Source organism: Comamonas granuli NBRC 101663 (genome assembly GCF_000739995.1).
In the GTDB taxonomy this organism is placed as follows: Bacteria; Pseudomonadota; Gammaproteobacteria; order Burkholderiales; family Burkholderiaceae_C; genus Simplicispira; species Simplicispira granuli.
The window spans coordinates 202,846-227,627 of sequence record NZ_BBJX01000004.1 but is presented as its reverse complement, the minus strand read 5'-3'; the positions used below and the strand labels follow the sequence as shown (position 1 = coordinate 227,627).

At 69.0% G+C, this 24,782-nt stretch carries 19 protein-coding genes; 7 read left to right on the top strand and 12 right to left on the bottom strand.

The window, feature by feature from the left end; genetic code table 11:
• Positions 1-73 precede the first annotated feature (73 nt).
• Both map and CGR01S_RS04425 read left to right on the top strand, forming a co-directional pair.
• Positions 74-889 (top strand): type I methionyl aminopeptidase, encoded by an 816-nt coding sequence (gene map / locus CGR01S_RS04430; protein WP_042422851.1) that lies wholly within the window; start codon positions 74-76, stop codon positions 887-889.
• A gap of 25 nt (positions 890-914) precedes the next feature.
• A complete protein-coding gene (locus CGR01S_RS04425) occupies positions 915-3,506 on the top strand; it encodes a [protein-PII] uridylyltransferase (RefSeq protein ID WP_042422848.1) in 2,592 nt (863 codons plus the stop codon).
• Positions 3,507-3,579: 73 nt separating this feature from the next.
• Here CGR01S_RS04425 and CGR01S_RS04420 read toward each other — a convergent pair whose 3' ends face one another.
• From CGR01S_RS04420 to CGR01S_RS04375, 10 genes are all read right to left on the bottom strand, one after another.
• On the bottom strand, positions 3,580-5,493 hold the full coding sequence (locus CGR01S_RS04420; RefSeq protein ID WP_042422843.1) for a potassium transporter Kup: 1,914 nt from the start codon (positions 5,491-5,493) through the stop codon (positions 3,580-3,582).
• Positions 5,494-5,569: 76 nt separating this feature from the next.
• The gene (locus CGR01S_RS04415) at positions 5,570-6,280 is read right to left on the bottom strand and encodes a response regulator (RefSeq protein ID WP_042423447.1); all 711 of its coding nucleotides are present in this window, start codon (positions 6,278-6,280) and stop codon (positions 5,570-5,572) included.
• Complete coding sequence (locus CGR01S_RS04410) at positions 6,277-7,827, bottom strand: sensor histidine kinase (protein ID WP_042422839.1); 1,551 nt, start codon at positions 7,825-7,827, stop codon at positions 6,277-6,279. Before CGR01S_RS04410 ends, CGR01S_RS04415 begins: the two co-directional genes overlap by 4 nt.
• A 172-nt stretch (positions 7,828-7,999) precedes the next feature.
• Positions 8,000-9,487, bottom strand: coding sequence for a ribonuclease G (gene rng, locus CGR01S_RS04405; protein WP_042422835.1), 1,488 nt, complete (start codon positions 9,485-9,487; stop codon positions 8,000-8,002).
• A gap of 5 nt (positions 9,488-9,492) precedes the next feature.
• On the bottom strand, positions 9,493-10,107 hold the full coding sequence (locus CGR01S_RS04400) for a Maf family protein (protein ID WP_042422833.1): 615 nt from the start codon (positions 10,105-10,107) through the stop codon (positions 9,493-9,495).
• A 92-nt stretch (positions 10,108-10,199) separates the two neighbouring features.
• Positions 10,200-10,667: a 23S rRNA (pseudouridine(1915)-N(3))-methyltransferase RlmH gene (gene rlmH / locus CGR01S_RS04395; RefSeq protein ID WP_042422830.1), complete on the bottom strand. Its 468-nt coding sequence runs from the start codon at positions 10,665-10,667 to the stop codon at positions 10,200-10,202.
• A 21-nt stretch (positions 10,668-10,688) separates the two neighbouring features.
• A complete protein-coding gene (rsfS, locus tag CGR01S_RS04390; protein WP_042422826.1) occupies positions 10,689-11,519 on the bottom strand; it encodes a ribosome silencing factor in 831 nt (276 codons plus the stop codon).
• A 169-nt stretch (positions 11,520-11,688) separates the two neighbouring features.
• Complete coding sequence (hemF, locus tag CGR01S_RS04385; RefSeq protein ID WP_042422823.1) at positions 11,689-12,627, bottom strand: oxygen-dependent coproporphyrinogen oxidase; 939 nt, start codon at positions 12,625-12,627, stop codon at positions 11,689-11,691.
• Positions 12,624-13,907, bottom strand: a complete 1,284-nt coding sequence (gene purD / locus CGR01S_RS04380; RefSeq protein WP_042422820.1) for a phosphoribosylamine--glycine ligase — start codon at positions 13,905-13,907, stop codon at positions 12,624-12,626. The genes hemF and purD overlap by 4 nt, the downstream gene beginning before the upstream one ends.
• A gap of 82 nt (positions 13,908-13,989) precedes the next feature.
• Positions 13,990-14,709: a YebC/PmpR family DNA-binding transcriptional regulator gene (locus tag CGR01S_RS04375; RefSeq protein WP_042422818.1), complete on the bottom strand. Its 720-nt coding sequence runs from the start codon at positions 14,707-14,709 to the stop codon at positions 13,990-13,992.
• 77 nt (positions 14,710-14,786) lie between these two features.
• Between CGR01S_RS04375 and CGR01S_RS04370 the strand changes: the two genes are divergently transcribed.
• The 4 genes from CGR01S_RS04370 to upp all read left to right on the top strand — a co-directional run bounded on the left by CGR01S_RS04370 (position 14,787) and on the right by upp (position 18,979).
• The gene (locus CGR01S_RS04370; RefSeq protein ID WP_042422815.1) at positions 14,787-16,313 is read left to right on the top strand and encodes a helicase HerA-like domain-containing protein; all 1,527 of its coding nucleotides are present in this window, start codon (positions 14,787-14,789) and stop codon (positions 16,311-16,313) included.
• A 13-nt stretch (positions 16,314-16,326) separates the two neighbouring features.
• Positions 16,327-17,154, top strand: a complete 828-nt coding sequence (locus CGR01S_RS04365) for a UCP032817 domain-containing protein (protein ID WP_052382494.1) — start codon at positions 16,327-16,329, stop codon at positions 17,152-17,154.
• Positions 17,155-17,306: 152 nt separating this feature from the next.
• Positions 17,307-18,290: a threo-3-hydroxy-L-aspartate ammonia-lyase gene (locus CGR01S_RS04360; protein WP_042422813.1), complete on the top strand. Its 984-nt coding sequence runs from the start codon at positions 17,307-17,309 to the stop codon at positions 18,288-18,290.
• Positions 18,291-18,349: 59 nt separating this feature from the next.
• Positions 18,350-18,979: a uracil phosphoribosyltransferase gene (gene upp, locus CGR01S_RS04355; RefSeq protein ID WP_042422810.1), complete on the top strand. Its 630-nt coding sequence runs from the start codon at positions 18,350-18,352 to the stop codon at positions 18,977-18,979.
• Positions 18,980-19,103: 124 nt separating this feature from the next.
• On the opposite strand, the gene CGR01S_RS04350 is transcribed toward upp, so the two are convergent.
• Entirely contained in the window at positions 19,104-20,828 is a 1,725-nt protein-coding gene (locus tag CGR01S_RS04350) for a nitrite reductase (protein WP_042422807.1), read from the bottom strand.
• 228 nt (positions 20,829-21,056) lie between these two features.
• Here CGR01S_RS04350 and CGR01S_RS04345 point away from each other — a divergent pair, with 228 nt between their 5' ends.
• Positions 21,057-23,342, top strand: coding sequence for a TonB-dependent hemoglobin/transferrin/lactoferrin family receptor (locus CGR01S_RS04345; protein ID WP_042422804.1), 2,286 nt, complete (start codon positions 21,057-21,059; stop codon positions 23,340-23,342).
• A gap of 95 nt (positions 23,343-23,437) precedes the next feature.
• Here CGR01S_RS04345 and CGR01S_RS04340 read toward each other — a convergent pair whose 3' ends face one another.
• The gene (locus CGR01S_RS04340; protein WP_042422802.1) at positions 23,438-24,763 is read right to left on the bottom strand and encodes a protein kinase domain-containing protein; all 1,326 of its coding nucleotides are present in this window, start codon (positions 24,761-24,763) and stop codon (positions 23,438-23,440) included.
• Positions 24,764-24,782 lie beyond the last annotated feature (19 nt).

Genomic DNA, 24,782 nt, shown 5'->3' with positions numbered 1-24,782 from the left:
CATTTTACCGGGCGGGCCCGCGCCCACAGCCCTGCGCCCTGCAAGCCCAAAGGGCCGATGGGATAATTCCGCCATGAGCATCACCATCAAGTCCGCCGAAGACATCGCTGGCATGCGCGAGGCCTGCCGTCTCGCTTCGGAAGTGCTGGACTACATTGCACCGCACATCCGCCCCGGCATCACCACCCTGGAAATCGACCGCCTGGGCGCCGAGTGCATGGCCCGGCAAGGCACGCGCTCGGCCACCATCGGCTACCAGCCGCCGGGCTACCCGGCCTACCCGGCCTCGCTGTGCACCTCGGTCAACCACGTGGTGTGCCACGGCATCCCGAACGACAAGCCGCTCAAGAAAGGCGACATCGTCAACGTGGACGTCACCGTCATCACGCAGGACGGCTGGTACGGCGACAACAGCCGCATGTACCTGATCGGCGAATGCTCCATCGCCGCCAAACGCCTGTGCGCCGTCACCTTCGAGGCCATGTGGCACGGCATCCTGCAGGTCAAGCCCGGCGCACGCCTGGGCGACATCGGCCACGCCATCCAGAAGTTCGCCGAAGGGCACGGCTACTCGGTGGTGCGCGAGTTCTGCGGCCACGGCATCGGCAAGGTGTTCCACGAGGAGCCCCAGGTGCTGCACTACGGCCGCCCCGGCACGCTCGAAGAGCTCAAGCCCGGCATGGTGTTCACCATCGAGCCCATGATCAACGCCGGCCGGCGCGAGATCAAGGAATTCGGCAACGACGGCTGGACCATCGTCACCAAGGACCGCAGCCTCTCGGCGCAGTGGGAGCACACCATCGCGGTCACCCCCACGGGCTACGAGGTATTGACGCTGTCCAGCGGCTCGCCCCCCCTGCCCTCCTTCGTGCAGGCCACGGCCACCTGAGCCCGCGCGGCAGGCAGATGGCGCCATGCCCCTGAGCGAGCTCCACGCCCTGCGCGACGCCTACCGCCAGCAGCAGGCCGCGCTGCTGGCCACCCTGCTGCAGCCGGGCTCGTCCACGCGCGGCATCCACGCGCTGCTGCGCAAGTGCGCGCGCCTGGCCGACGGCCTGCTCACCCGCCTGTGGCAGCGCGCCGGCCTGCCCGAGGGCCTGGCGCTGGCGGCGGTGGGCGGCTTCGGGCGCGAGCAGTTGTTCCCGCACTCCGACATCGACGTGCTCGTGCTTCTGCCCGCCGGCGCGCAGGCGCCGGGCGCCGTGCGCGAGCAGGTCGAGGCCTTCATCCGCGACTGCTGGGACGCGGGGCTGGAGATAGGCTCGAGCGTGCGCACGCCGCAGGAATGCCTGGACGAAGCGGCGCGCGACGTCACGGTGCTGACCTCGCTGCTGGAGGCGCGCCGCATCTGCGGCGATGCCGCGCTGTTCGCCCACTTCGAGCACGCGCTGGCCGCGCAGATCGACCCGCGCGCCTTCCTCGTCGCCAAGACGCTGGAGATGCAGCAGCGCCACACCAAGCACGAGAACACGCCCTACGCCCTGGAGCCCAATTGCAAGGAGTCGCCCGGGGGCCTGCGCGACCTGCACATCATCCTGTGGCTGGCACGCGCTGCCGGCCTGGGTCGATGCTGGGAGGAGCTGGCCGCCAGCGGCCTGGCCACGCCGTTCGAGGTGCGCCAGATCCGGCGCAACGAGGCGCTGCTGTTTCTCATCCGCGCCCGCCTGCACCTGCTGGCCGGGCGGCGCGAAGACCGACTGGTGTTCGACCTGCAGACTGCCGTGGCCGAGTCCTTCGGCTACCGCTCCCACACGCCCGAGGGCGCGCGCCTGCCCATGCACGCCAGCGAGACGCTGATGCGCCGCTACTACTGGGCCGCCAAGGCGGTCACCCAGCTCAGCCAGATTCTGCTGCTCAACATCGACGAGCGGCTCAATCCGCCCACCCAGGCCCCGCAGCGCATCGACGCGCGCTTCCTGGACAAGAACGGCCTGATCGAAGTCGCCAGCGACGACCTGTACCAGCGCGACCCGCACGCCATCCTCGAGACCTTTCTGCTCTACCAAAGCTCCACCGGGCTGCAGAACCTCTCGGCGCGCACGCTGCGCGCGCTCTACAACGCGCGCAGCGTGATGGACGCGGCCTTCCGGCGCGACCCGGTCAACCGCGCCGCCTTCCTGCGCATCCTGCAGCAGCCCACGGGCATCACGCACGCCATGCGGCTCATGAACCAGACCTCGGTGCTGGGGCGCTACCTGTGGCCGTTCCGGCGCATCGTGGGGCAGATGCAGCACGACCTGTTCCACGTCTATACCGTGGACCAGCACATCCTCATGGTGCTGCGCAATGTGCGGCGCTTCTTCATTGCCGAGCACGCGCACGAGTACCCGTTCTGCTCGCAGCTCGCGGGCGGCTGGGACAAGCCCTGGGTGCTGTTCGTGGCCGCCCTGTTCCACGACATCGGCAAGGGGCGCGGCGGCGACCATTCGCAAATCGGCGCCATGGAGGCGCGGCGCTTCTGCCGCCAGCACGGCGTGGCGCGCGAGGATGCGCAGCTCATCGAATTTCTCGTGCGCGAGCACCTCACCATGAGCCAGGTGGCGCAGAAGCAGGATCTCTCCGACCCCGACGTGATCACCGCCTTTGCGCGCCGCGTGGGCAATGAGCGCTACCTCACGGCCCTGTACCTGCTCACCGTGGCCGACATCCGCGGCACCAGCCCCAAGGTCTGGAACGCCTGGAAGGGCAAGCTGCTCGAAGACCTGTACCGCGCCACCCTGCGCGTGCTGGGCGGGCGCGCGCCCGATGCCCAGGCCATCGTCGAGGCGCGCAAGCGCGAGGCCCTGGTGCTGCTGGCGCTCAGCGCCCTGCCCTTCGAGGCGCACAAGAAGCTCTGGGACACGCTGGACGTGAGCTACTTCATGCGCCACGAGGCCGCCGACATCGCCTGGCACACGCGCCACCTCTCGCGCCACGTGGGCACCCTGCAGCCCGTGGTGCGCGCGCGCCAGTCGCTCGCCGGCGAAGGCCTGCAGGTGCTGGTGTACGCCCCCGACCAGAGCGACCTGTTCGCGCGCATCTGCGGCTACTTCGACCGCGCGGGCTTCTCCATCCTGGACGCGCGCGTGCACACGGCGCACAACGGCTATGCGCTCGACACCTTCCAGGTCGTCAGCCCCACGCTGCAGGGGCATTACCGCGAGCTCACGCACATGGTGGAGAACGACCTCAGCCAGGCCATCCAGCAGCAGGGCCCCCTGCCCGAGCCAGGGCGCAAGCGCGTGTCGCGCCGCGTCAAGAGCTTTCCCATCACCCCGCGCGTCACCCTGCGCCCCGACGAAAAGGCCCAGCGCTGGCTGCTGGGCATCTCGGCCAGCGACCGCGCCGGCCTGCTCTACCTCGTGGCCCGCGTGCTCGCGCGCCACAAGCTCAGCGTGCAGCTCGCCAAGGTCAGCACCCTGGGCGAGCGCGTGGAAGACACCTTCCTGATCCAGGGCGCCGAGCTGCAGGACGCCCCGCAGCAGATCGCCATCGAGACCGAGCTGCTGCAGGCGCTGGCGGAGTGAGGCCTGGGGCGGCTGGCGTGGGCGGCCGATCGCGGCTTCAGGTGTCGCGGCATGGTTTCTCCCCCTCCGAGCCTCAGATCGGCACCCGCGTGCCCAGCTCCACCACCGCGTTGCCGGGCAGGCGGAAGAACTCCACCACCCCGCCAGCGTTCTGGCTCATGGTGGCAAACAGCTTCTCGCGCCAGTTCGCCATGCCGCTGCCCGGTGTGGGCACCACGGTCTCGCGGCTGAGGAAGTAGCTGGTCTCGAACAGCGGCACCGCCAGCCCGTGCGAGGCGGTCAGTTCCAGCGCCTTCGGTATGTCGGGCGTGTTCATGAAGCCGTAGTTCACCTGCACCCGCCAGAAGCCGTGGTCCAGCGCCTGCACGTCCACCCGGCGTTCCATCGGTATCCAGGGCACGTCGTAGAAGCGCACCGTGAGGATGACATTGCGTGCATGCAGCACCTGGTTGTGCTTGAGGTTGTGCAGCAGGGCCTGCGGCACGGTGTCGGGGTCGGCCACCGCGTACACGGCGGTGCGTTCGGCACGGTGGACGCTGCGTGGATCGAGCTGGGCGATGAAGTCCTGCAGCGGCAGGCCGTCGCGGCGGATGCTGTCCATCAGCAGTTCACGCCCCCGCCGCCAGGTGCTCATCAGCACGAACAGCAGCAGGCCCAGCGTGAGCGGGAACCAGCCGCCGTCGAGGAACTTGATGGCGCAGCCGGCGACCAGCAGCGCGTCGATGGCCAGGAAGAACGCGGTGGCGCCGATGGCGACCGGCGCCGGCAGGCGCCAGCCCTCGCGCACCACGAAGTAGGTCAGCACGGTGGTGATCATCATGGTCAGCGTCACGGCGATGCCGTAGGCGCTGGCCAGCGCCGACGAGCTGCGGAAGAACAGCACCACCGTCAGCACGCCAGCCAGCAGAGCCCAGTTGACACCGGGCATGTAGATCTGCCCCATCTCGCGCGCGCTGGTGTAGCGCACCCGCATGCGCGGCAGAAAGCCGAGCTGGATGGCTTGCTTGGTCAGTGAGTATGTGCCGGAGATGACGGCTTGCGAAGCGATGATGGCGGCCAGCGTGGCCAGCACCAGCGCGGGCAGCAGCCAGGCCTCGGGGAACTGGCGGTAGAAGGGGTTCTGGATCGCCGCTGGGTCGCCCATCAGCAGCGCACCCTGGCCCAGGTAGTTCAGTGCCAGGCTGGGCAGCACCAGGCCGGTCCAGGCGATCTGGATCGGCCTGCGGCCGAAGTGGCCCATGTCGGCGTACAGCGCCTCGGCGCCGGTCAGGGCCAGCACGATGGCACCCACCGCCGCGAAGACCTGCCAGCCGCGCGCGGACAGGAACCCCCAGGCGTGCAGCGGATTCAGGGCCGCCAGGATCGCCGGCTCCTGCGCGATGTGCCAGGCGCCCACCGCGCCGAGCACGGTGAACCACAGCACGATGATCGGACCGAAGAAGCGCCCCACCACCGCCGTGCCGAAGCGCTGCATGAGGAACAGGCCGATCAGGATGGCCACGGTGGCCGGCACCACCCAGGGGTTGAGCGCCGGGGTCAGCACCTCCAGCCCTTCCATGGCGCCGAGCACCGAGATGGCCGGGGTGATCAGGCTGTCGCCATAGAACAGCGTGGCGCCGAACACGCCCAGCAACAGCAGGCCGCGGCGCAGGGCCGGGCGCTGTTCCACGGCGCGGGCGGCGAGCGCCGTCAGCGCCAGGCCGCCGCCCTCGCCGTGGTTGTCGGCGCGCAGGATCAGGACCACGTACTTGAGCGTGACCACCAGCATCAGCGCCCAGAAGATCGTGGAGACCGCGCCGACCAGATGCGGTGCATCCAGCGGCACGCCGGTGTGCGGCGCAAATATCTCCTTGACGGTGTAAAGCGGGCTGGTGCCGATATCGCCATAGACGACGCCGATGGCGGCCAGCGTGAGGGCGGCGAGGCCCTGTGGGCCGCCGGTGGGGGAAGCTGCGCCGGGCAAGGCGGCGGTGCGGGGGTGCTGCATGGAACCTCCGTGGATGCACAAGGCTGCCACGATGCGCCGCCGCGCATCAGGAACGCATAAGCGCCCCGCGTTGCGCTCAGTCGATGGCGTCCGGCTCGGCCAGGCGGTAGCCCACGCCGGGCTCGGTCAGCAGGTGCTGCGGGTCGGCGCTGTCGGCCTCGAGCTTGGCGCGCAGTTGGCCCATGTACAGGCGCAGGTAATGGGTCTGTTCGGTGTGCTCGGCACCCCACACGTCGGCCAGCAGTTGGCGGTGCGTGACCACCTGGCCGGCCTGGCGCACCAGCCGTGCGAGCAGGGCATATTCGGTGGGTGTGAGGTGCACGTCGGCATCGGCCCGCCGCACGCGGCGGGTCTTCAGGTCCACCGTGAGCGGGCCGTGGCGGTAGCGCAGCAGCGCCGGCTGGCTGCTGCGCCCGCGGTGGCGCAGGGCCACGCGCATGCGCGCCAGCAGCTCGCCGATGCCGAAAGGCTTGACCAGGTAGTCGTCGGCCCCTTCGTCCAGCAGGCGAATCTTCTGGCCTTCGGCCTCGCGGGCCGAGATCACGATGACGGGCGTATGGCTGCTGCGGCGCAGCTCGGCCAGCAGCACCTGACCATCACCATCGGGCAAGCCCAGGTCCAGCAGCACCAGGTCGATGGCCTCGCCGGGCGGCAGGTGCTGCAGTTGCGCCCGGGCGTCGGCCAGGCTGGCTGCCGTCCGCACGGCGTAGCCCTCGATGGCCAAGGCCTCGCGCAGCGCGCTGCGCAGCACCCGGTCGTCCTCCACCAGCAGGATGTGGCGGCTCATGGCGGGCTCTCCGGGGCCGCCGGCGCCGACGGTGGCGGCGGGCCTGCGCCGCGCAGCGGCAGCCGGCATTCAAAGCGGCAGCCGCCTTCGGCGCGCGGGCGCAGCAGCAGCTCGCCCCGGTGTGCGCGGGCGATGGCGCGGCACACGGCCAGGCCCACGCCGGCCCCCCGACCCGCGTCCGCATGGGGCCCCGCGGGATCCGTGTCGCCGCGTTGGAACACCTCGAACACTTTCTCTTGCCAGGCCGGCGCGATACCGGGGCCGCGGTCACTCACGGCCAGCACCAGGCACTCGCCGTCACGCGTGGCGTGCAGCTCCACCGGAGCATCGGCCGGGCTGTACTTCAGGCCGTTGTCCAGCAGGTTGTCCAGCAGCTGCGACACCAGGATCGCATCGCACCACAGCAAGGGCAGATCGGGCTCCACCCAGGCGCGCACGCGCGCGCCCCCGGGGCCGCGCCGGGCGCGGCGCAGCACCGCGCCGACGATCTCTTCGGCCGACTCCCAGTCGCAGCGCAACTGCACCGCCGGCGCATCCAGCCGCGCCAGTTGCAGGGTGTTGTCGGTCAGCCGCGCCAGCCGCTCGCTTTCTTCGACGATGCCGGCAGCCAGCCGCTGGCGCTGCGCACCGTCCATGCGCTCGCCCTGTTCCTGCAGGGCGGAGGCCGCGCCCATGATGGTGGCCAGCGGTGTGCGGTAGTCGTGCGAGATGGCCGCCAGCAGGGCATTGCGGGTGGCCTGCAGCTGCGCCTGATCGCGGGCCTGCTGCTCGTGCGCCGCGATCAGCGAGCGGTGCAAGGCGCTGCCCATTTGGTCGCACAGCGCCTGCAGGTGGGGGCGCAATTCGGGCCCCTGCGGGTGGCGGGCCAGACCGGTGATCAGTGCAGCCCCCAGGGTCACGCCCCGGCCGCGCAGGGGCAGGTAGGCGTCGGGCAGCTCGTCGTAGCGGCCACTGCCCGCGCCCATGGGCCGCCCCTCGCGCACACACAGGGCCAGGCCCGCGCGCTGTTCTTCGTCCGGCTCGCCCAACTGCAGGGCCGCGGCGCCATCAGGCGGGCTGCCCAGCGCGCGCAGCACCGTCACGGCCACCGTGCTCCCGGTGGCTTCCTGCAGCGCAGTGCGCAGCGCCGCCGCATGGGCAGCCGGGTCGCTGGCGTCGCGCAGCGTGTCGCCCCACTGGCGCAGCCGTGCTTCCCGCGCCGCCACGGTGTGCGCGGCCTCGGCCAGGTGGCGCTGGCGGATCACCAGTCCCGCGATGATCCAGTTCACCAGCAACAGGACCACCAGCAGCAGCGCGTTCTGGTGAAGATCGACGGTGAAGGCGAATTTGCGGGGGACAAAGAACCAGTTGAAGGCCAGCACCGCCACCGCGCTGGCCACCATGCTCGTCCAGCCGGGGAGCCAGAGGGCAGACAGCGCCGAAGCCAGCACCAGCAGCATGGCCAGGTTGGCCAGGTCCAGCCGGCCCTCCAGCCCGACCATCGCGGCCCAGGCGATGGCCCAGGCCAGCAGGGCGAGGATGCTGCGCGAGAGGGTGTTGGTGTCCATGGTGGAAGCCTGACGGCGCCTGCGTCAGGAAATCGTATGGAGGCGGACTGGAGTTGACCCGCTGGTGTCGACGGGCATCGGTGTGATTCGCAAACCGTTTCGGGTGTTGCCCGGACATGCACGGCAGCGTCTGCGGTTACCTCAAACAGGGCTTGTGTGCAAAATCCGATTCTCACAGCAGCACGATGTCGTACTGCTCCTGCCCCAGCGCCGTGTCCGCCTGCAGCGAGATGGGTTTGCGGATGAAGTCCGACAGCCCGGCCAGGTGCGTGCTCTCTTCGTCCAGCAGCAGTTCCACGACCTGGGGCGCGGCCACCACGCGGAATTCGCGCGGGTTGAACTGGCGCGCCTCGCGCAGGATTTCGCGCAGGATGTCGTAGGCCACGCTGCGCGCAGTGCGCACGGCGCCGCGGCCCTGGCAGCAGGGGCAGGGTTCGCACAGCATGTGCGCCAGCGACTCGCGCGTGCGCTTGCGGGTCATCTCCAGCAGGCCCAGTTGCGAGAAGCCCCCAGCCATGGTCTTGACGCGGTCGCGCGCCAGGTGCTTGCGCAGCTCGGCCAGCACGGCCTGCTGGTGGTCTTCGCGCACCATGTCGATGAAGTCCACGATGATGATGCCGCCCAGGTTGCGCAGGCGCAGCTGGCGCGCGATGGCGCCGGCCGCCTCCAGGTTGGTCTTGAAGATGGTGTCGTCGAAGTTGCGCGCGCCCACGTAGCCGCCGGTGTTGACGTCGATGGTGGTGAGCGCCTCGGTCTGATCGATGATGAGGTAGCCGCCGGACTTCAGGTCCACGCGCCGGCCCAGCGCACGCGTGATTTCCTCGTCGATGGCGTAGAGGTCGAAGATGGGCCGCTCGCCACGATAGTGCTGCAGCTTGGCCGCCGCCTGGGGCATGAACTCCTGGCCGAAGGCGCGCAGGCGCTGGAACTGCTCGAGCGAGTCGATGCGCATGCTTTGCGTGTGCTCGCTGGTCAGGTCGCGCAGCACGCGCTGCAGCAGGTCCAGGTCCTGGTGCAGCAGCGAGCCCGCGCTCTGGCGCAGCGCGGTCTCGCGGATGCGCGCCCAGGTCTTGCGCAGGTAGGCGATGTCCTCGGCCAGTTCGGCGTCGCTGGCGTCTTCGCCGTTGGTGCGCAGGATGAAGCCGCCGCCCCCGCCGCTGGCCTTGTCGCCCACCAGGGCCTGCAGGCGTGCGCGCAGCGCGTCGCGCTCGGCCAGCGGAATCTTCTGCGAGACGCCCACATGGTCGTCCTGCGGCAGGTACACCAGCAGGCGCCCGGCAACGCTGATCTGCGTGGACAGGCGCGCGCCCTTGCTGCCGATGGGGTCCTTGATGACCTGCACCATGAGTGGCTGGCCCTCGAACACCTGCTTTTCGATGGGCACGGGCGGGTCGTTGCGGCGCGCGAACGGGGGCGCCTCGCCGCCCTCCTGGCGCTGCCACACGTCGGCCACATGCAGAAAGGCCGCGCGCTCCAGGCCGATGTCGACGAAGGCCGACTGCATGCCCGGCAGCACGCGCGAGACCTTGCCCAGGTAGATGTTGCCCACCAGACCGCGCTCGAGCGTGCGCTCGATGTGCAGCTCCTGCACGGCGCCGTGCTCGACCACGGCGACGCGCGTCTCCTGCGGGGACCAGTTGATCAGGATGTCTTGCTGCATGGTGTTCAGATGGAATAGCCTGCGCTGCGCAGCAGGCAGGCCGTCTCGTACAACGGCAGCCCCATGATGCCCGAATAACTGCCGCTCATGTGCGCGATGAAGGCCGCCGCCGCGCCCTGGATGCCGTAGGCCCCCGCCTTGCCCATGGGCTCGCCGCTGGCCACGTAGGCATCGATCTGCGCAGGGCTCAGCGTGCCGAAGCGCACCTGCGACACCGACAGCGCCGCAAAGCGCTGCGCGCCGGCCTGCACGGCCACGGCCGTGAGCACGTGGTGCTCGCGGCCCGCGAGCCGGGCCAGCATGCTGCGCGCGTCGTCCGCCGTCTCGGGTTTGCCGAAGATGCGGCCGTCCAGGGCGACGGTGGTGTCCGAGCACAGGATGGGCGCGGGTGCCAGGCCCCGGCGCGCCAGGCGCTGCACGGCGGCGTCGAGCTTGAGGGCGGTGACGCGCTCCACATAGGCCGCGGGCGCCTCCCCCGGGAGCACTTGCTCCAGGGCCTCGGTGTCCTCGGCCACGTCGCCCGGCGCATTGGGCACCAGCAGCCGGTGGGGCACGCCGATCTGGTCGAGCAACTGGCTGCGCCGGGGACTTTGCGAGGCGAGGTAGATGAAGTCGGGCATGGCAGTATTTTGGGTCAAATCAGGCCCCAGGGCTTATCCAGCAAGCGCTGGCAGCTATGAATACAGGAGTCCCCCTGCATGGCCCAGGCCGGTCATTCGCGGTGGTAGGGGTGCCCCGCATTGAGCGACCAGGCGCGGTAGAGCTGCTCGATGAGCAGCACGCGCACCATGGCGTGCGGCAGGGTCAGGTCCGACAGGCGGATGCGCTCGTGCGCTGCCTGGCGCAGGCCGGGGTCCGTGCCGTCGGGGCCGCCGATGACCAGGGCCACGTCGTCGCCTTCGAGCTGCCAGGCCTGCAGCCGTGCGGCCAGGGCCTTGGTCGTGAGGGCGGTGCCGCGCTCGTCCAGCACCACGGTGCGCGCACCGCGCGGAATGGCGGCGCTGATGCGCTCGCGCTCGGCCGCCAGCAGCACTTCGAGCGTCTTGGAGCCGCGCGGTTCGGTCTTCACGGCCTTGAGCTCGACCTTGAGCTCGGGCGGGAAGCGCTTGGCGTAGTCCTCGTAGGCGCTGGCGGCCCAGTCAGGCACGCGCTGCCCCACGGCGACGATGAGCAGCCGCATGGTGCCTGGGCTTTCCGGGGATCAGCGCGGGGCGGCGCTCTTGCGTGCCGGGGCCTTGCGGGCGGGCGCCTTGGCCGCCGCGCCGGCCTTGGCCGGGGCCGCTGCCTTGCGCGGCTGGACCACCAGCTTTTGCACCGCGGTCGTGCCGGCGCGCGGGGCGGCCGTCTTGCGCGCCGTGGTGGAGGCGGTCTTGCGGGCGGGCGCCTTGGCTGCGGGCTTGGCGGCAGACCCGGCAGCGGGCTTGGTCGCCCGCTTGGCGGCCGGCTTGGCGGTCGATGGGGCCGCGGACTGGGCTGTGCGCCGGGCCGGGGCCTTGGGCGCGGCTGCGGTCTTGGCGGCCGCCGTCTTGGTGGCGGCGGTCTTGGGGGCAGCGGTCTTCTTGGCGGGGGCCTTCTTGGCAGCCGCCTTCTTCGCGGCGGGGGCCGTGCCTGCTGCCTTGGCGGGGGCCTTCTTGACCGCGACGGGCTTGGCCGCGCCGAGCTTGAGGCGCACGGGCACCTCGCCCCACAGCTCCTCCAGCCGGTAGTACTGGCGGATGGCGGGCTGCATGACATGGGCCACGGCCGCACCGCAGTCCACGATGATCCATTCGCCGTTGTCCTCGCCTTCCACGCGCGGCTTGGGGAAGCCCGCTTCGCGCACCTTGTCGATCACGCTCGCGGCCAGGGCCTTGGTCTGGCGGTTGGAGGTGCCCGATGCCACGATGACCCGCTCGAACAGGGGCGAGAGGTGCTCGGTGTTGAAGACCTGGATGTCTTGCGCCTTGATATCTTCCAGCCCGTCGACGATGGCGCGCTGGAGTTTGGCGACGTTCTTCTTGGCGGCGGATTCCGAGGAAATGGTAGTGGTCATCAGGCGGTGTGGGTGAAGTGATGGGGTCAATATAGCGCGCATTGCCAGGGCTCACCAGGGCAATGCTCCGCAGGTGTTGCGCATGCGCGCCGTTGGGAGTTTGGGTTGTTTTTGGCCCTCAGGGCAAGCGGAGCAAGCGCCAGAAGCTATCAATACTATAGCAGATGGGCTACAGCCAGTCGCGCCGCACCAGAAAGCGGCGCAGCAGCTCGTGCTCGGGCGAGCCCTCGGGCGCGCTGCGGCGGTACTGCCAGGCGGCCTGCGGCGGCATGGACAGCAGGATGGACTCGGTGCGTCCGCCCGACTGCAGGCCGAAATGCGTGCCCCGGTCCCAGACCAGGTTGAACTCGACGTAGCGGCCGCGCCGGTAGAGCTGGAAGTCGCGCTCGCGCTCGCCGTAGGGCGTGTCCTGGCGGCGCTCGACGATGGGCAGGTAGGCGTGCAGAAAGGCCTCGCCCACGGCCTGCGTCATGGCCAGGCTCTGCTCGAAGCCGAGCTCGGCAAAGTCGTCGAAGAACACGCCGCCCACGCCGCGCTGTTCGTCGCGGTGCTTGAGGTAGAAGTACTCGTCGCACCACTGCTTGAAGCGCGGGTACTTGTCCTCGCCGAAAGGCGCCAGCGCGTCGCGGCAGTTGCGGTGGAAGTGCACCGCGTCCTCCTCGAAGCCGTAATAGGGCGTGAGGTCCATGCCGCCGCCGAACCAGCACACCGGCGCCTGGCCCGGGTGGCCGGCGGCGAGCATGCGCACGTTCATGTGCACGGTGGGCACGTAGGGGTTGCGCGGGTGGAACACCAGCGACACCCCCATGGCCTCGAAGGGCGCGCCCGCCAGCTCCGGGCGGTGCTGCGTGGCCGAGGGCGGCAGCCGGGGACCGCGCACATGCGAGAAGCCGCAGCCCGCGCGCTCGAACACGCGCCCGCCCTCGATGATGCGGGTGATGCCGTCGCCCTGCAACGGCTCGCCGGGCTCCTTGTGCCAGGGGTCGGTCACGGCGCGCGCCCCGTCCTGGCCTTCCAGGCCTTCCAGCGCGCCGATGATGCGCGCCTGCAGGTCCATGAGCCAGGCGCGCACGCGCGGCACGGCGTCGCTGTGCGGGGCGGCGCTCATGGGTTCTTGACGGCGCGGTGACCGATGTCGTGGCGGTACTGCGCACCGTCGAAGTGGATGCCGCGCGCCACGTCATAGACGCGCTGCTGGGCCTGCTTGACGCTGTCGGCCAGCGCCGTGACGCACAGCACGCGGCCGCCGCTGGTGCGCAGCACGCCGTCCTGCAGCTCGGTGCCGGCGTGGAACACCATGGCGTCATCCTGGTCGTGCGGCAGGCCGGTGATGGCGTCGCCCTTGCGCGGCGCCTCGGGGTAGCCGTGCGCGGCCATCACCACGCCCAGGGCGGTGCGGCGGTCCCATTCCAACTCAACCTGGTCGAGCTTGCCGTCCACCGCGGCGCCCAGCACGTCCACCAGGTCGCTCTTGAGGCGCATCAGAATGGGCTGGGTCTCGGGGTCGCCCATGCGGCAATTGAATTCCAGCGTCTTGGGGTGGCCCTGGGCGTCGATCATCAGGCCGGCGTACAGGAAGCCCGTGTAGGGCATGCCGTCCTTTTCCATGCCGCGGATGGTCGGCAGGATGATCTCGCGCATGGCGCGGGCGTGCACGTCGGCCGTGACCACGGGCGCGGGCGAATAGGCGCCCATGCCGCCGGTGTTGGGGCCCTGGTCGCCATCCTTGAGGCGCTTGTGGTCCTGGCTGGTGGCCAGGGCGCAGACGTTCTTGCCATCGCACAGCACGATGAAGCTGGCTTCCTCGCCTTCGAGGAACTGCTCGATGACGACGCGCGCGCCGCCCTCGTTGTGCGCCACGCCGTACTTGTTGTCCACCAGCATGAAGTCCACGGCGTCGTGCGCCTCCTGCAGGGTCATGGCCACCACCACGCCCTTGCCGGCCGCCAGGCCGTCGGCCTTGATGACGATGGGCGCGCCCAGGCGGTCCACGAAGGCATGGGCTTCGGCCGGGTCGGTGAAGGTGTCGTAGTCGGCCGTGGGAATGCCGTGGCGGCGCATGAAGGCCTTGGAGAAGGCCTTGGAGCTCTCCAGTTGCGCAGCCGCCTTGGTGGGGCCGAAGATGCGCAGGCCGTGGGCGCGGAATTCATCGACCACGCCGGCGGCCAGCGGCGCCTCGGGGCCCACCACCGTCAGGCCGATCTTTTCCTTCTGTGCCCACTCGCGCAGGGCGCGCACGTCGGTGAGGGGGAGGTTCTCCAGATCGGGGTCGCGCGCGGTGCCGCCGTTGCCTGGTGCCACATACACCTGGGTCGCCTTGGGGGACCGGGCCAGCTTCCAGGCCAGGGCGTGTTCACGACCGCCGCCGCCAATGACGAGAATTTTCATACCAACCTCCGACGGGCCGCCTCAGAGAGGCTGACGGCCCCCTTCGGGGGCAGGGATGACACACAGTGCAAAGCGTGGGGGTTCATAAGGCAGCGTTGTGATAGACCTCTTGCACATCGTCGAGGTCTTCGAGCATGTCGAGCAGCTTTTGCATGCGTGCAGCGGCGTCGCCGGCCAGTTCGATGGTGTTTTCCGGGCGCATGGTGACCTCGGCCACCTCCGGCGTGAGGCCTGCGGCCTCCAGGGCATTCTTCACGGCTTCAAAGTCGCCGGGCGCGGTCAGCACCTCGATGGCGCCGTCCTCGTCGGTGACCACGTCCTCGGCGCCCGCCTCCAGCGCCACCTCCATGACCTTGTCCTCGCTCGTGCCGGGCGCGAACACCAGTTGGCCGCAATGCTTGAACTGGAAGGCCACCGATCCCTCGGTGCCCATGTTGCCGCCGTACTTGGAGAACACATGCCGTACCTCGGCCACGGTGCGCACGCGGTTGTCGGTCATGGTGTCCACGATGATGGCAGCGCCGCCGATGCCGTAGCCCTCGTAGCGGATTTCCTCGTAGCTCACGCCCTCGGCGTTGCCCGTGGCCTTGTCGATGTTGTACTTGACGCGGTCGGCCGGCATGTTGGCGGCCTTGGCCTTGTCGATGGCCAGGCGCAGGCGCGGATTGGCCGCCGGGTCGCCGCCGCCCGCGCGTGCGGCCACGGTGATTTCACGGATGATGCGGGTCCAGATCTTGCCGCGCTTCTCGTCCTGGCGCCCCTTGCGGTGCTGGATATTCGCCCATTTGCTGTGTCCGGCCATGGGATGTCCTTCGTATTGATTTAATCTACTGGGCAGGATTTTACTTTTGCCCGCACACCGCCCCGAGGAAACCCCCAATGGCCGAACCCTTGTTGATTGCCCAGCACGCCTCCACCGCATGCCACCTGCTCCCCGGCCTGGCCAACCGCCACGGCCTGATCACCGGCGCCACGGGCACGGGCAAGACGGTGACGCTGCAGACCCTGGCGGAAAACTTCTCGCGCATCGGCGTGCCGGTGTTCATGGCCGACGTGAAGGGCGATCTCACCGGCATCAGCCAGGCCGGCCGCATCCCCGAGAAGATGGCTGCCGTGCTCCAGGAGCGCGGACTGGAATTGCCCGCACCGCAGGCCTGCCCCGTCACGCTGTGGGACGTGTTTGGCGAGCAGGGCCATCCGGTGCGCGCCACCGTGTCGGACATGGGCCCGCTGCTGCTGGGCCGCATGCTGGCCCTCAACGAGACGCAGCTTGGCGTGCTCAACCTGGTGTTCAAGATCGCCGACGACAACGGCCTGCTGCTGCTGGACCTCAAGGACCTGCGCACCATGCTCCAGTACGTGGGCGACAACGCCAAGGAGTTCACCACCGAGTACGGCAACATCAGCGCCGCCAGCGTGGGCGCCATCCAGCGCGGCCTGCTGCAGATCGAGCAGCAGGGCGGCGACCAATTCTTCGGCGAGCCCATGCTCGACATCCAGGACTTCATGCAGACCGACACCAACGGCCATGGCGTGGTGAACATCCTGGCGGCCGACCGGCTCATGAACGCACCGCGCCTGTATGCCACCTTCCTGCTGTGGATGCTGTCCGAGCTGTTCGAGCAGTTGCCCGAGATCGGCGACCCCGAGAAGCCCAAGCTGGTGTTCTTCTTCGACGAGGCGCACCTGCTGTTCAACGAGGCGCCCAAGGTGCTCATCGAGCGCATCGAACTCGTGGTGCGCCTGGTGCGCTCCAAGGGCGTGGGCGTGTATTTCGTCACGCAGAACCCGCTGGACATCCCCGACACCGTGCTCGCCCAGCTCGGCAACCGCGTGCAGCACGCGCTGCGCGCCTTCACCCCGCGCGACCAGAAAGCCGTCAAGGCCACGGCCACCACCATGCGCCCCAACCCCGGCCTGGACATCGAGGCCGCCATCACCGAGCTGGCCGTGGGCGAGGCGCTGGTGAGCCTGCTCGACGCCAAGGGCCGCCCGGGCGTGACCGAGCGCGTCTATGTGCTGCCCCCGGGCAGCCAGATTGGCCCCATCACCCCGCAGCAGCGCCAGGCGCTGATGGCCGGCTCGCTCGTGGCCGGCGTCTACGAGAAGATGGTGGACCGCGAATCGGCCTACGAAAAGCTCAAGGGCCGCGCCGCCCAGGCGCCCGCCACGGCCGCACCGGGCGGCACCGCCCCGGCCGGCAGCGCTGCGCCGGCCGCAGAAGGCGGCGGCCTGCTGGGCGGACTCAACGACGTGCTGTTCGGCTCCACCGGCCCGCGCGGCGGGCGGCGCGACGGCCTGGCGCAAACCATGGCCAAGTCCGCCGTGCGCACCATGGGCACCACCCTGGGGCGCGAGATCCTGCGCGGCGTGATGGGCAGCATCTTCGGCGGCCGCAAGCGCTGAGCCAGCCACCGCCGTGACCATCTTCGAATGGCTGCTGCTGCGCAGTGCCCGCTGGCTGCTGCCCGCGCTCGCACTGGCCTGGGCCCTGGCCCTGCTCGGCGCGCTGGCCACGGGAACGCAACCCGAGGCGCGCTGGGGGGTCTACGCCCTGCTCACGGTGCTCGCCTACCTGGGGCTGCGGCACTGGACGGACGCCGTGCGCGAGCAGTTCATCCGTGTCAGCCCCCTGCCCCATGCGCTCGGGCGCGCGCTGCGTGGCATCTACCCCCACCTGACCACGCGCGACACCCAGCTGGCCGAACGTGCGCTGCGCCAGTTCTTCATCGCCTGCCTGCGCAGCCGGGGCCAGTACACCGCCGTGCCGTCGCGCGCCGTCGATGTGCTGTGGGAGGCCTTCGCGCGCCACGCGCCGGCCTATGGCGCCTGGTGCCGCACCGCCATGGGCCATGTGCCCGAGCACTCCCCGGCCCAGACGCTGGGCAAGAAGGCGCATTACAACGACGGCCTGCGCCGCACCTGGTACTGGGCGTGCTGCGACGAATCCATCAACCCGCGCCAGCCCAGCCGCCTGCCGCTGCTCTTCGCTCTGGACGCCAAACTGGGCCTGCCGGACGGCGTGAGCTATGCCACGCACCCCGCCGCCGTGCCCGCCACGCACGCACCGCAGGCCTGGCACTATGGTTCGAGCTTCGCCGATGGCGGCTACAGCGGGCATGCGGCAGATTTTGGCGGCATGGAGCGCCACCACCCATGGAGCACCAGTGCGGACGGCAGCAGCCATGATGCAGACGCGGATGGCGACGGCGGCGATGGTGGCGGTGGCGACGGCGGTGGCGATTGAATCGACCGGATCCGAACGGCGTCCGCAGGCTATGGTTCTGATAGCGCACAGCGTCCTGTTCCAGGGCGCTTGCGGGCCAAGGTTTGCATATTCGCCGGGCCGGACTAAGATACCCCCATAGGCAACTGCCCCGCGCCCAGCGCGCCGACGCCATGGACCTCCCGCTCGCCCCCGCGCCCCCGGCGCCGCACGATGTTCTTCAGGCCGCCAGCCGGCTCAAGGGCCTGGTGCACCGCACCCCGGTGCTGCGTTCGAGCACCGCCGACGAGCTGCACAACGCGCAGTTTTTCTTCAAGTGCGAAAACCTGCAGCGCACAGGCTCCTTCAAGTTCCGTGGCGCCTTCAACACCCTGGCCCAGTTCACCGACGAGCAGCGCGAGCGCGGCGTGATCACTTTCTCGGCCGGCAACCATGCCCAGGCCATCGCCCTGGCCGCACGGCTGCTGGACATGCCGGCGCTGGTGCTCATGCCCAATACCGCGCTGGCCTCGAAAATGGCGGCGGCCCGCGACTACGGCGCCCAGGTGCTGACCTACGACCCCCTGAGCGAGGACCGCCAGGCCATCTGCCAGCGCCTGGCCCTGGAGCGCGGCATGACGCTGGTGCCGCCGGCCGAACACGCGCAGGTGATCGCCGGCCAGGGCACCGCAGCCCTGGAGCTGCTGGAGGAAGTGCCGCGGCTCGACTGCCTGCTCGTCGCCGTGGGCGGCGGCGGGCTGCTGGCCGGAACCCTGCTGGCCGTGCAGGCCGCCAAGGCGGCGTGCCGCGTGTACGGCGTGGAGCCGCAGAGCGCCAACGACGCCCAGCAGTCGCTGCGTGCCGGGCATATCGTGCAGATTCCGCTGCCGCGCAGCACCATTGCCGACGGCGCCCAGGCGCAGGCGCTGGGACCGCAGACCTTCAGCATCATCCGCGCCGAGGCCGAGGACATCGTCACCGCCAGCGACCCGGACATGGTGCAGGCCATACGCTTCTTCGCCGAGCGCATGAAGCTCGTCATCGAGCCCACGGGGGCGCTGGCCTATGCCGCCGTGGGCAAGGCTCCCGGGCTGGATCTGCGCGGCCTGCGGGTGGGCGTGATCCTCAGCGGCGGCAACGTGGACCTGCCGCGCTATGCCCGCTTTCTGGCAGACTAACGCGAGGCGCGCACACCGCGCCACCCTACTCTGCCCTCTCCACTGAATAGCCCGATACCATGAGCCTTGTCCACGTGATCGACCACCCGCTGGTGCAGCACAAGCTGACCCTGATGCGCAAAAAAGACGCCAGCACCAACAGCTTCCGCCGCCTGCTGGGCGAGCTCTCCACGCTCATGGCCTACGAGGTCACGCGCGACATGCCGCTGCAGGACGTGGAGATCGAAACCCCGCTCGAGCGCATGACGGCCAAGGTCATCGACGGCAAGAAGCTCGTGCTCGTGTCCATTCTGCGTGCCGGCAACGGCTTCCTCGACGGCATGCTCAACGTGGTGCCCGGCGCGCGTGTGGGCCACATCGGCCTGTACCGCGACCCGGCCACGCTGCAACCCGTGGAGTACTACTTCAAGATGCCCTCGGAGATGAATGAGCGCGACATCATCGTGGTCGACCCCATGCTCGCCACCGGCAATTCGGCGGCCGCTGCCGTGGCGCGCCTCAAGCAGCTGCAGCCGCGCTCCATCAAGTTCGTGTGCCTGCTGGCCGCGCCCGAGGGCGTGGCCACCATGCAGAAAGCCCACCCGGACGTGCCCATCTACACCGCCGCCATCGACCGCGAGCTCAACGACCACGGCTACATCCTGCCCGGCCTGGGCGACGCGGGCGACCGCATCTTCGGCACGAAGTAAGGTGCGCGGGCCCGGCGCCCGCCCCCTGCAAAAAAGAACCGCTGCAAGGCCTCGCGCCCTTGCAGCGGTTTTTGCATGGAGGACTGCACGGGCACCAGCCGGGCCGTGCAGTCCGCACCTCACATCAGTACACGTCGTGCCGTGTGTTGTAGATATTGAAGTGGCCCGTGGGGGTGATCAGGCGCGGATCCTTGATGACCTTCTTGAGCTTGAGGGTCTTGTCGTCCACGACCACGATCGCGCTCTCCTTGTTTTTGGCAGACCAGACAGCGAACCAGACCTCGTCGCCAGCCTTGTTGTACTCAGGCTGCACCACGCGCTTGGCACCGTCGTCCTTCAGGCCGGCCCACTCGGCGATAGGCAGGGTCTTGTAGCCCTTGTCCAGGTTGTTGATGTCATACACCACGATGGACTGGGAGACAGCCGGATCGGGGTTCAGAGGCGCATCAGACCACAGGTTCTTGGACTTGGGGTGGCTCTTGACGAACAGCGCGCCGCCGCCAGGGCCCTTGAGCTTGGCCACTTCCTTGAAGGCGTACTGCTTGTTCTTCTTGGGGTCGGTGCCGATCAGAGAGATGGTCTCATCACCCAGGTGGCCGGTAGACCACACAGGACCGAACTTGGGGTGCGTGAAGTTCGCGCCGCGGCCCGGGTGGGGGATCTTGCCCACTTCGGTCAGGCCAGCGAGTTTGCCGTCCTTGGTGTCAATCGCAGCAATCTTGTTGCTGTTGTTGGCAGCCACCATGAAGTAGCGCTTGGACGCATCCAGACCGCCATCGTGCAGGAACGGCGCCGACTCGATCTCAGTCATCTTGATCGCGTTCAGGTTGGAGTAGTCCACCATCAGCGTCTTGCCGGTTTCCTTGACGTTCACGATGAACTCAGGCTTGTAGTGCGAGGCCAGGATGGAGGCCACGCGGGGCTCCGGGTGGTATTCCTGCGTGCCCACGACCATGCCACGGGTGGAGACGATCTTCTTGGGCTCCAGCGTGTCGCCGTCCATGATGGTGAACTGAGGCGGCCAGTACGAACCGGCGATCGCCAGCTTGTCCTCGTAGCCCTTGAACTTGGAGGTTTCCACCGAGCGCGCTTCCAGGCCCACGCGGATTTCAGCCACGCTGTCGGGCTTTTCCATCCACAGGTCGATCATGTTGATCTTGGCGTCGCGGCCAATCACGAACAGGTAGCGGCCCGAGGCCGACACGCGCGAGATGTGCACGGCGTAGCCGGTCTTGACGATGTTGATGATTTCCTTGGTGTCACCATCGATCAGCGCCACTTCGCCGGTATCACGCAGCGTGGTGGAGAAGATGTTCTCGATGTTGTACTTGTTCATCTTCTTCTTGGGACGCTCGCTGGGCGGCACCGTGACCTTCCAGGTCTTCTTGGCGTCCGCCAGGCTCCACTCGGGCGGTGTGGGAGGGTCTTGCTGGACATAGCGTGCCATCAGGTCCACGGTGGCCTCATCCATTTCACCGGAGGTCTGCCAGTTGGGCATGCCGGCGGGCGAACCGTAGGCGATGAACACCTTCAGGTAGTCCGTGCCCTTGGCCAGGGTTATGTCGGGGGTCAGCGGCTTGCCGGTCGCACCCTTGCGCAGCACGCCATGGCAACCAGCGCAGCGCTCGAAGTAGATCTGGCGTGCACGGTCGAACTCTGCCTGCGTCATCTTGGGCGCCTTGGGGTTCGTGCTCTGGTACATAGGCACGTCGGCCAGAGGAGAAGAACCAGCCTGGTAGTTCAACTCGGTGGGCGAGACGACATCGCCCTTCTTCTCTTGGGCCACAGCAGTCAGTGCCAGGGTGGACATTGCCAGCGCCGCGAGGCTCACCAGCGTACGGGTTGTCATGGAAAGACTCCTTCTATGCCGCTGCCCGGGTTGTAAACCCCTCCCAGGGATTACCCGCTGCGGGCTGCGACGACATGGTCCAGCGGGTGTTGAATCATTATGCCTACTAAAGATAAGGGTATTGTTTGATCCAAAGCAAATCCGAACCTGAAATGCAACTTTGCGTTGGTTCGCGCCACGATAATCGCGCTATCGGCTGACCCGCCGCTTTCTGCCCCCTGCTCTTCCATGCATTCGACACTTCTTCCTCTGCGCACCTGCGCTGCCCCCGGCGCGCTGCGCACGCTCAGTGCTTCCGTGGTGCTGGCCTGCCTGCACATGGGCACGGCGCACGCCCAGACCGCCAGCGAGGCCCGGGCCCATGCGACGCTGCCGACCGTGGTCGTCAGCGGTGCCACCCGCGATCAGGCCGCCGACGACCTGCCGCAATCGATCGACGTGATCGACGCCAAGACCCTGGGCGAGCAGCAAAGCCAGACCCTGCGCCAGGCCCTGCAGGACCTGCCCAACGCCTCGGTGCGCAACGCACCGGCGCGGCTGGCGGTGGGGGCGGCCTCCGCCGCGTTCGCGCGCGACGGCAATACGGGCATCAACATCCGCGGCATCGGCGGCAACCGCGTGCTCATGACGGTCGATAGCGTGCGCATGCCGCGCAGCTATGTCTCGCGCTCGGCGATTTTCGACCGTGAATACCTGTCGCTGGAACTGTTCAAGCGCGTGGAGCTGCTGCGCGGCCCGGCCTCGGCGCTCTACAGTTCAGACGGACTGGCCGGCGTGGTCAACTTCGTGACCTTCGAGCCCGCGGACTTTCTCGCGACCGGCCCGGGCCAGGAAAGCAAGACCCTGGGCGGACGTGTGGCTGCGAGCTGGAGCGGGGACGACGACGGTGCGTCCGTGGCCGGCACCATCGCCGGCAAGGCCAGCGACAGCGTGCAGTGGATGCTCACGGCCACCGAGCGCCGGGCACATGCCATGGACACCATGGGCAGCAACGATGCGCCGAACAGCCTGCGCACCACGGCCAACCCCCAGGACGACCGCAGCCAGGCCCTGCTGGGCAAGATCGTGCTGCGCCCCAGCGCGGCCCAGCGCCACACCTTCACGCTGGAGCATGTGGGCCGGCGCTCGGACGTGGAGCTGCTCTCCAGCCGCGCCCCACGGCCCTCGGCACCCGGCGACGTGCTGAACGAATCGTCTTCCTACTCCGGCCAGCGCGACCGCCTCGCCTGGGATGGCCGTTTCGGCATCAACACCGCCTGGGCCGACCATGTGCGTGCCATCGTGGCCATGCAGGACGCGGATGCGCGCCGCATTGGCACCAGCGACCTGCTGAGCGGAACGCACCGGGTGCGCGACAACACCTACCGCGAGCGCGCCTGGCAGTTCGGTCTGCAGGCGGACAAGATCGTGCGCGCCGGCGGCTGGACGCACCGCATCGTCTACGGCGTGGACCATGTGCGCAACCGCATCAGCAACCTGTACGACGGCGTGGCGCCGCTGCCTCCCGAGCAGTTCCCGCTCAAGCGCTTCCCGGACACGCGCGAGACCACCAGCGCCCTGTACGTGCAGAACGAATCCGTCCATGGCGACTGGACGGTGACACCGGGCCTGCGCCTGGACCATTTCGCCATCGATGTCACGAGCCAGCAAGGTTACTACCCGCCCGCCGCGCAGCCGGGCCAGTCGCTGTCGAAGTCGGCCGCCCTGCCCAAGCTGGGCGTGCTGTACCGCGCCAGCCCCACGTGGAGCCTGTTCGGCCAATACTCGACGGGCTTTCGCGCCCCCGAGCCAGGCCAGCTCAACGACCATTTCGAGGCCATTGCCGCGGGCACGCGCGTCATCATCCAGCCCAACCCGCAGCTCCAGCCCGAAAAGAGCCGCGGCCTGGAAATCGGCGCGCGCGGGCGCATGGAGCGCCTGAACCTGGACCTCACGGCGTTCACCAACCACTACGAGAACCTGATCGTGGATGCCGAGTTCATCCAGCAGGTGGGCAACCAGCGCCTGTTCCAGGCCGTCAACATCGAGCGCGCACGCATCCACGGCTTCGAGCTCAAGGGCAGCTACGACATGGGCGTGGTCGCTGGCGGCCGCATGCTCGGCAACTTCTCCTACGGCATGGCGCGCGGCACCAACCGCAGCACCGGCAAGCCGCTGAACTCGGTCGATCCGGCGCAATGGACCCTGGGCCTGAAATACGACACGGCGCAGTGGAGCCTGTTCGCCGATCTGCGCCACCACGCCGCCAAGAAGCCCGCGGACATCGACAGCACGGCCATCATGAACGCCCGGGAAGGCGTGCAGTTCGCCCCGCCGGCAGCCACCACGCTGGACGTGGGCGCCCAGTGGCGCCTGCGCAAGGACCTGCGCCTGAACGTCGCGCTGCGCAACCTGACCAACCGCAAGTACTGGCTCTGGCCCGATGTGTATGGCCAGGCCACGTCGTCCGCCGTCAAGGACGCCTACACCCAGCCGGGACGCAGCGCCCATGTGTCGCTGGTGATGGATTTCTGAGCCGCCCCTGCTGGCGGTCGTCTGCCCAGGGTTTGAGACAAAATCAGCTTGCAGCGCTTGCTACACAAGCGCTGCAAGCTATATTTTCAGTAGCATCAGGCGCTTTCGGGTGCATGCGGGGCGGCAACGATCTCCCATTCCGCCAATTGCTCATTGGTGGCAATGAGCCGCTGGACCAGCAGGCGGATGAAGGCCTTGTCGAAGCGCGACTGCAGGTCCTCCGAGGCCTCGCGCAGCGCCGGGTTGCGGATCTTGAGCACCAGCACGTCGGTCTCGGCCACGGCGGTGGCGGTGCGCAGGCGCTTGTCCGGTCGCAGGTAGGTCATTTCGCCCAGCGTCACCCCGGGCCCCAGCGTGCTCAGGTGCCAGCCCTGGCGGCTCACGGCCACCTGGCCCTCGATGAGCACGCAGAACGAGTCGCCAGGGGTGTTCTCGCGCATGAGCACGGTGCCGCGCTCCAGGCGGCGCCACTTGCCCAGGCGCATGAGCTCCCAGAGCACCACGTCGTGGAAATCGGCGAAGAACGGCAGTGCACGCAGGCGCGCAAAGCGCTCGGAGTCGGTGTCCTGCGAGTGCTGGTGCGGCAGGCCGCGGGCCAGGGCCATGAGCGCGCCGCACCAGTCGTCCCAACCCGCGTAGCGCTCGGCTGCGGGCTTGGCCAGGGCGCGCAGCAGCCAGCGGTCCAGCTGCGGCGGCAGGCTGGGGCGCAGCAGGCTGGGCGGCACCGGCTCGTCATGGCCGATGCGGTAGAGCGTGGCGAAGTCGGTCTCGCCGTCGAAGGGGCGGCGGCCCGTGAGCAGTTCGTACACCACCACGGCCAGGGAGAACATGTCGCTGTGGTGCGTCAGCGCCTCTTCGCGCACTTGCTCGGGCGACATATAGGAGGGCGAGCCGACCAAGCCGGCGATCTGCGTCGCCTCGCTGCGCAAGGACAACGCCGTGCCGAAATCTGCCAGCTTGACCTCGCCCTGCTCGGACAGCAGGATGTTGGCCGGCTTGATGTCACGGTGCACCAGCCCCTGGCGCTGGGCGTGCTCCAGCGCCTGGCCGCACTTGAAGGCAATGTCCAACACCTGCGCCACGGGCAGCAGGCGGTCGGGCGCAGCGTGGTCCGACAGGGGCCGGCCCGCCACGTATTCGAGCACCAGGTAGGGCGGCACGGCCTGCTCGTCCGCATCGAGCAGGCGCACGATGTGCGGGTGGCGCAAGCGCCCGGCCAGCAGCGCCTCGTTGCGCAGCAGGCGGCGGTAGCGCTGGGCCTGCTGCGGATCGGCCAGCAGGTGGGCATGCATCTGCTTGATGGCCACGCTGCGGCCCCGGAAGCCGTCCAGCCCCAGGTACACCACGCCGCTGGCGCCGCGGCCGATCTCGCGCTCGATGCGGTATTTGCCGATGCGGGCGGGTGGCCGGGCCTCAGCCATGGGCAGGGCTCCGGCCGGT

Bases quoted from the DNA above. Each gene is read 5' to 3' on its own strand.
- CGR01S_RS04375 (WP_042422818.1), bottom strand. From the start codon at position 14,709: ATGGCCGGACACAGCAAATGGGCGAATATCCAGCACCGCAAGGGGCGC.
- CGR01S_RS04410 (WP_042422839.1), bottom strand. From the start codon at position 7,827: ATGGACACCAACACCCTCTCGCGCAGCATCCTCGCCCTGCTGGCCTGG.
- CGR01S_RS04340 (WP_042422802.1), bottom strand. From the start codon at position 24,763: ATGGCTGAGGCCCGGCCACCCGCCCGCATCGGCAAATACCGCATCGAG.
- CGR01S_RS04345 (WP_042422804.1), top strand. From the start codon at position 21,057: ATGCATTCGACACTTCTTCCTCTGCGCACCTGCGCTGCCCCCGGCGCG.
- upp (WP_042422810.1), top strand. From the start codon at position 18,350: ATGAGCCTTGTCCACGTGATCGACCACCCGCTGGTGCAGCACAAGCTG.
- map (WP_042422851.1), top strand. From the start codon at position 74: ATGAGCATCACCATCAAGTCCGCCGAAGACATCGCTGGCATGCGCGAG.
- CGR01S_RS04370 (WP_042422815.1), top strand. From the start codon at position 14,787: ATGGCCGAACCCTTGTTGATTGCCCAGCACGCCTCCACCGCATGCCAC.
- CGR01S_RS04350 (WP_042422807.1), bottom strand. From the start codon at position 20,828: ATGACAACCCGTACGCTGGTGAGCCTCGCGGCGCTGGCAATGTCCACC.
- CGR01S_RS04415 (WP_042423447.1), bottom strand. From the start codon at position 6,280: ATGAGCCGCCACATCCTGCTGGTGGAGGACGACCGGGTGCTGCGCAGC.
- rsfS (WP_042422826.1), bottom strand. From the start codon at position 11,519: ATGACCACTACCATTTCCTCGGAATCCGCCGCCAAGAAGAACGTCGCC.
- rng (WP_042422835.1), bottom strand. From the start codon at position 9,487: ATGCAGCAAGACATCCTGATCAACTGGTCCCCGCAGGAGACGCGCGTC.
- CGR01S_RS04400 (WP_042422833.1), bottom strand. From the start codon at position 10,107: ATGCCCGACTTCATCTACCTCGCCTCGCAAAGTCCCCGGCGCAGCCAG.
- CGR01S_RS04420 (WP_042422843.1), bottom strand. From the start codon at position 5,493: ATGCAGCACCCCCGCACCGCCGCCTTGCCCGGCGCAGCTTCCCCCACC.
- CGR01S_RS04425 (WP_042422848.1), top strand. From the start codon at position 915: ATGCCCCTGAGCGAGCTCCACGCCCTGCGCGACGCCTACCGCCAGCAG.
- rlmH (WP_042422830.1), bottom strand. From the start codon at position 10,667: ATGCGGCTGCTCATCGTCGCCGTGGGGCAGCGCGTGCCTGACTGGGCC.
- hemF (WP_042422823.1), bottom strand. From the start codon at position 12,627: ATGAGCGCCGCCCCGCACAGCGACGCCGTGCCGCGCGTGCGCGCCTGG.
- CGR01S_RS04360 (WP_042422813.1), top strand. From the start codon at position 17,307: ATGGACCTCCCGCTCGCCCCCGCGCCCCCGGCGCCGCACGATGTTCTT.
- purD (WP_042422820.1), bottom strand. From the start codon at position 13,907: ATGAAAATTCTCGTCATTGGCGGCGGCGGTCGTGAACACGCCCTGGCC.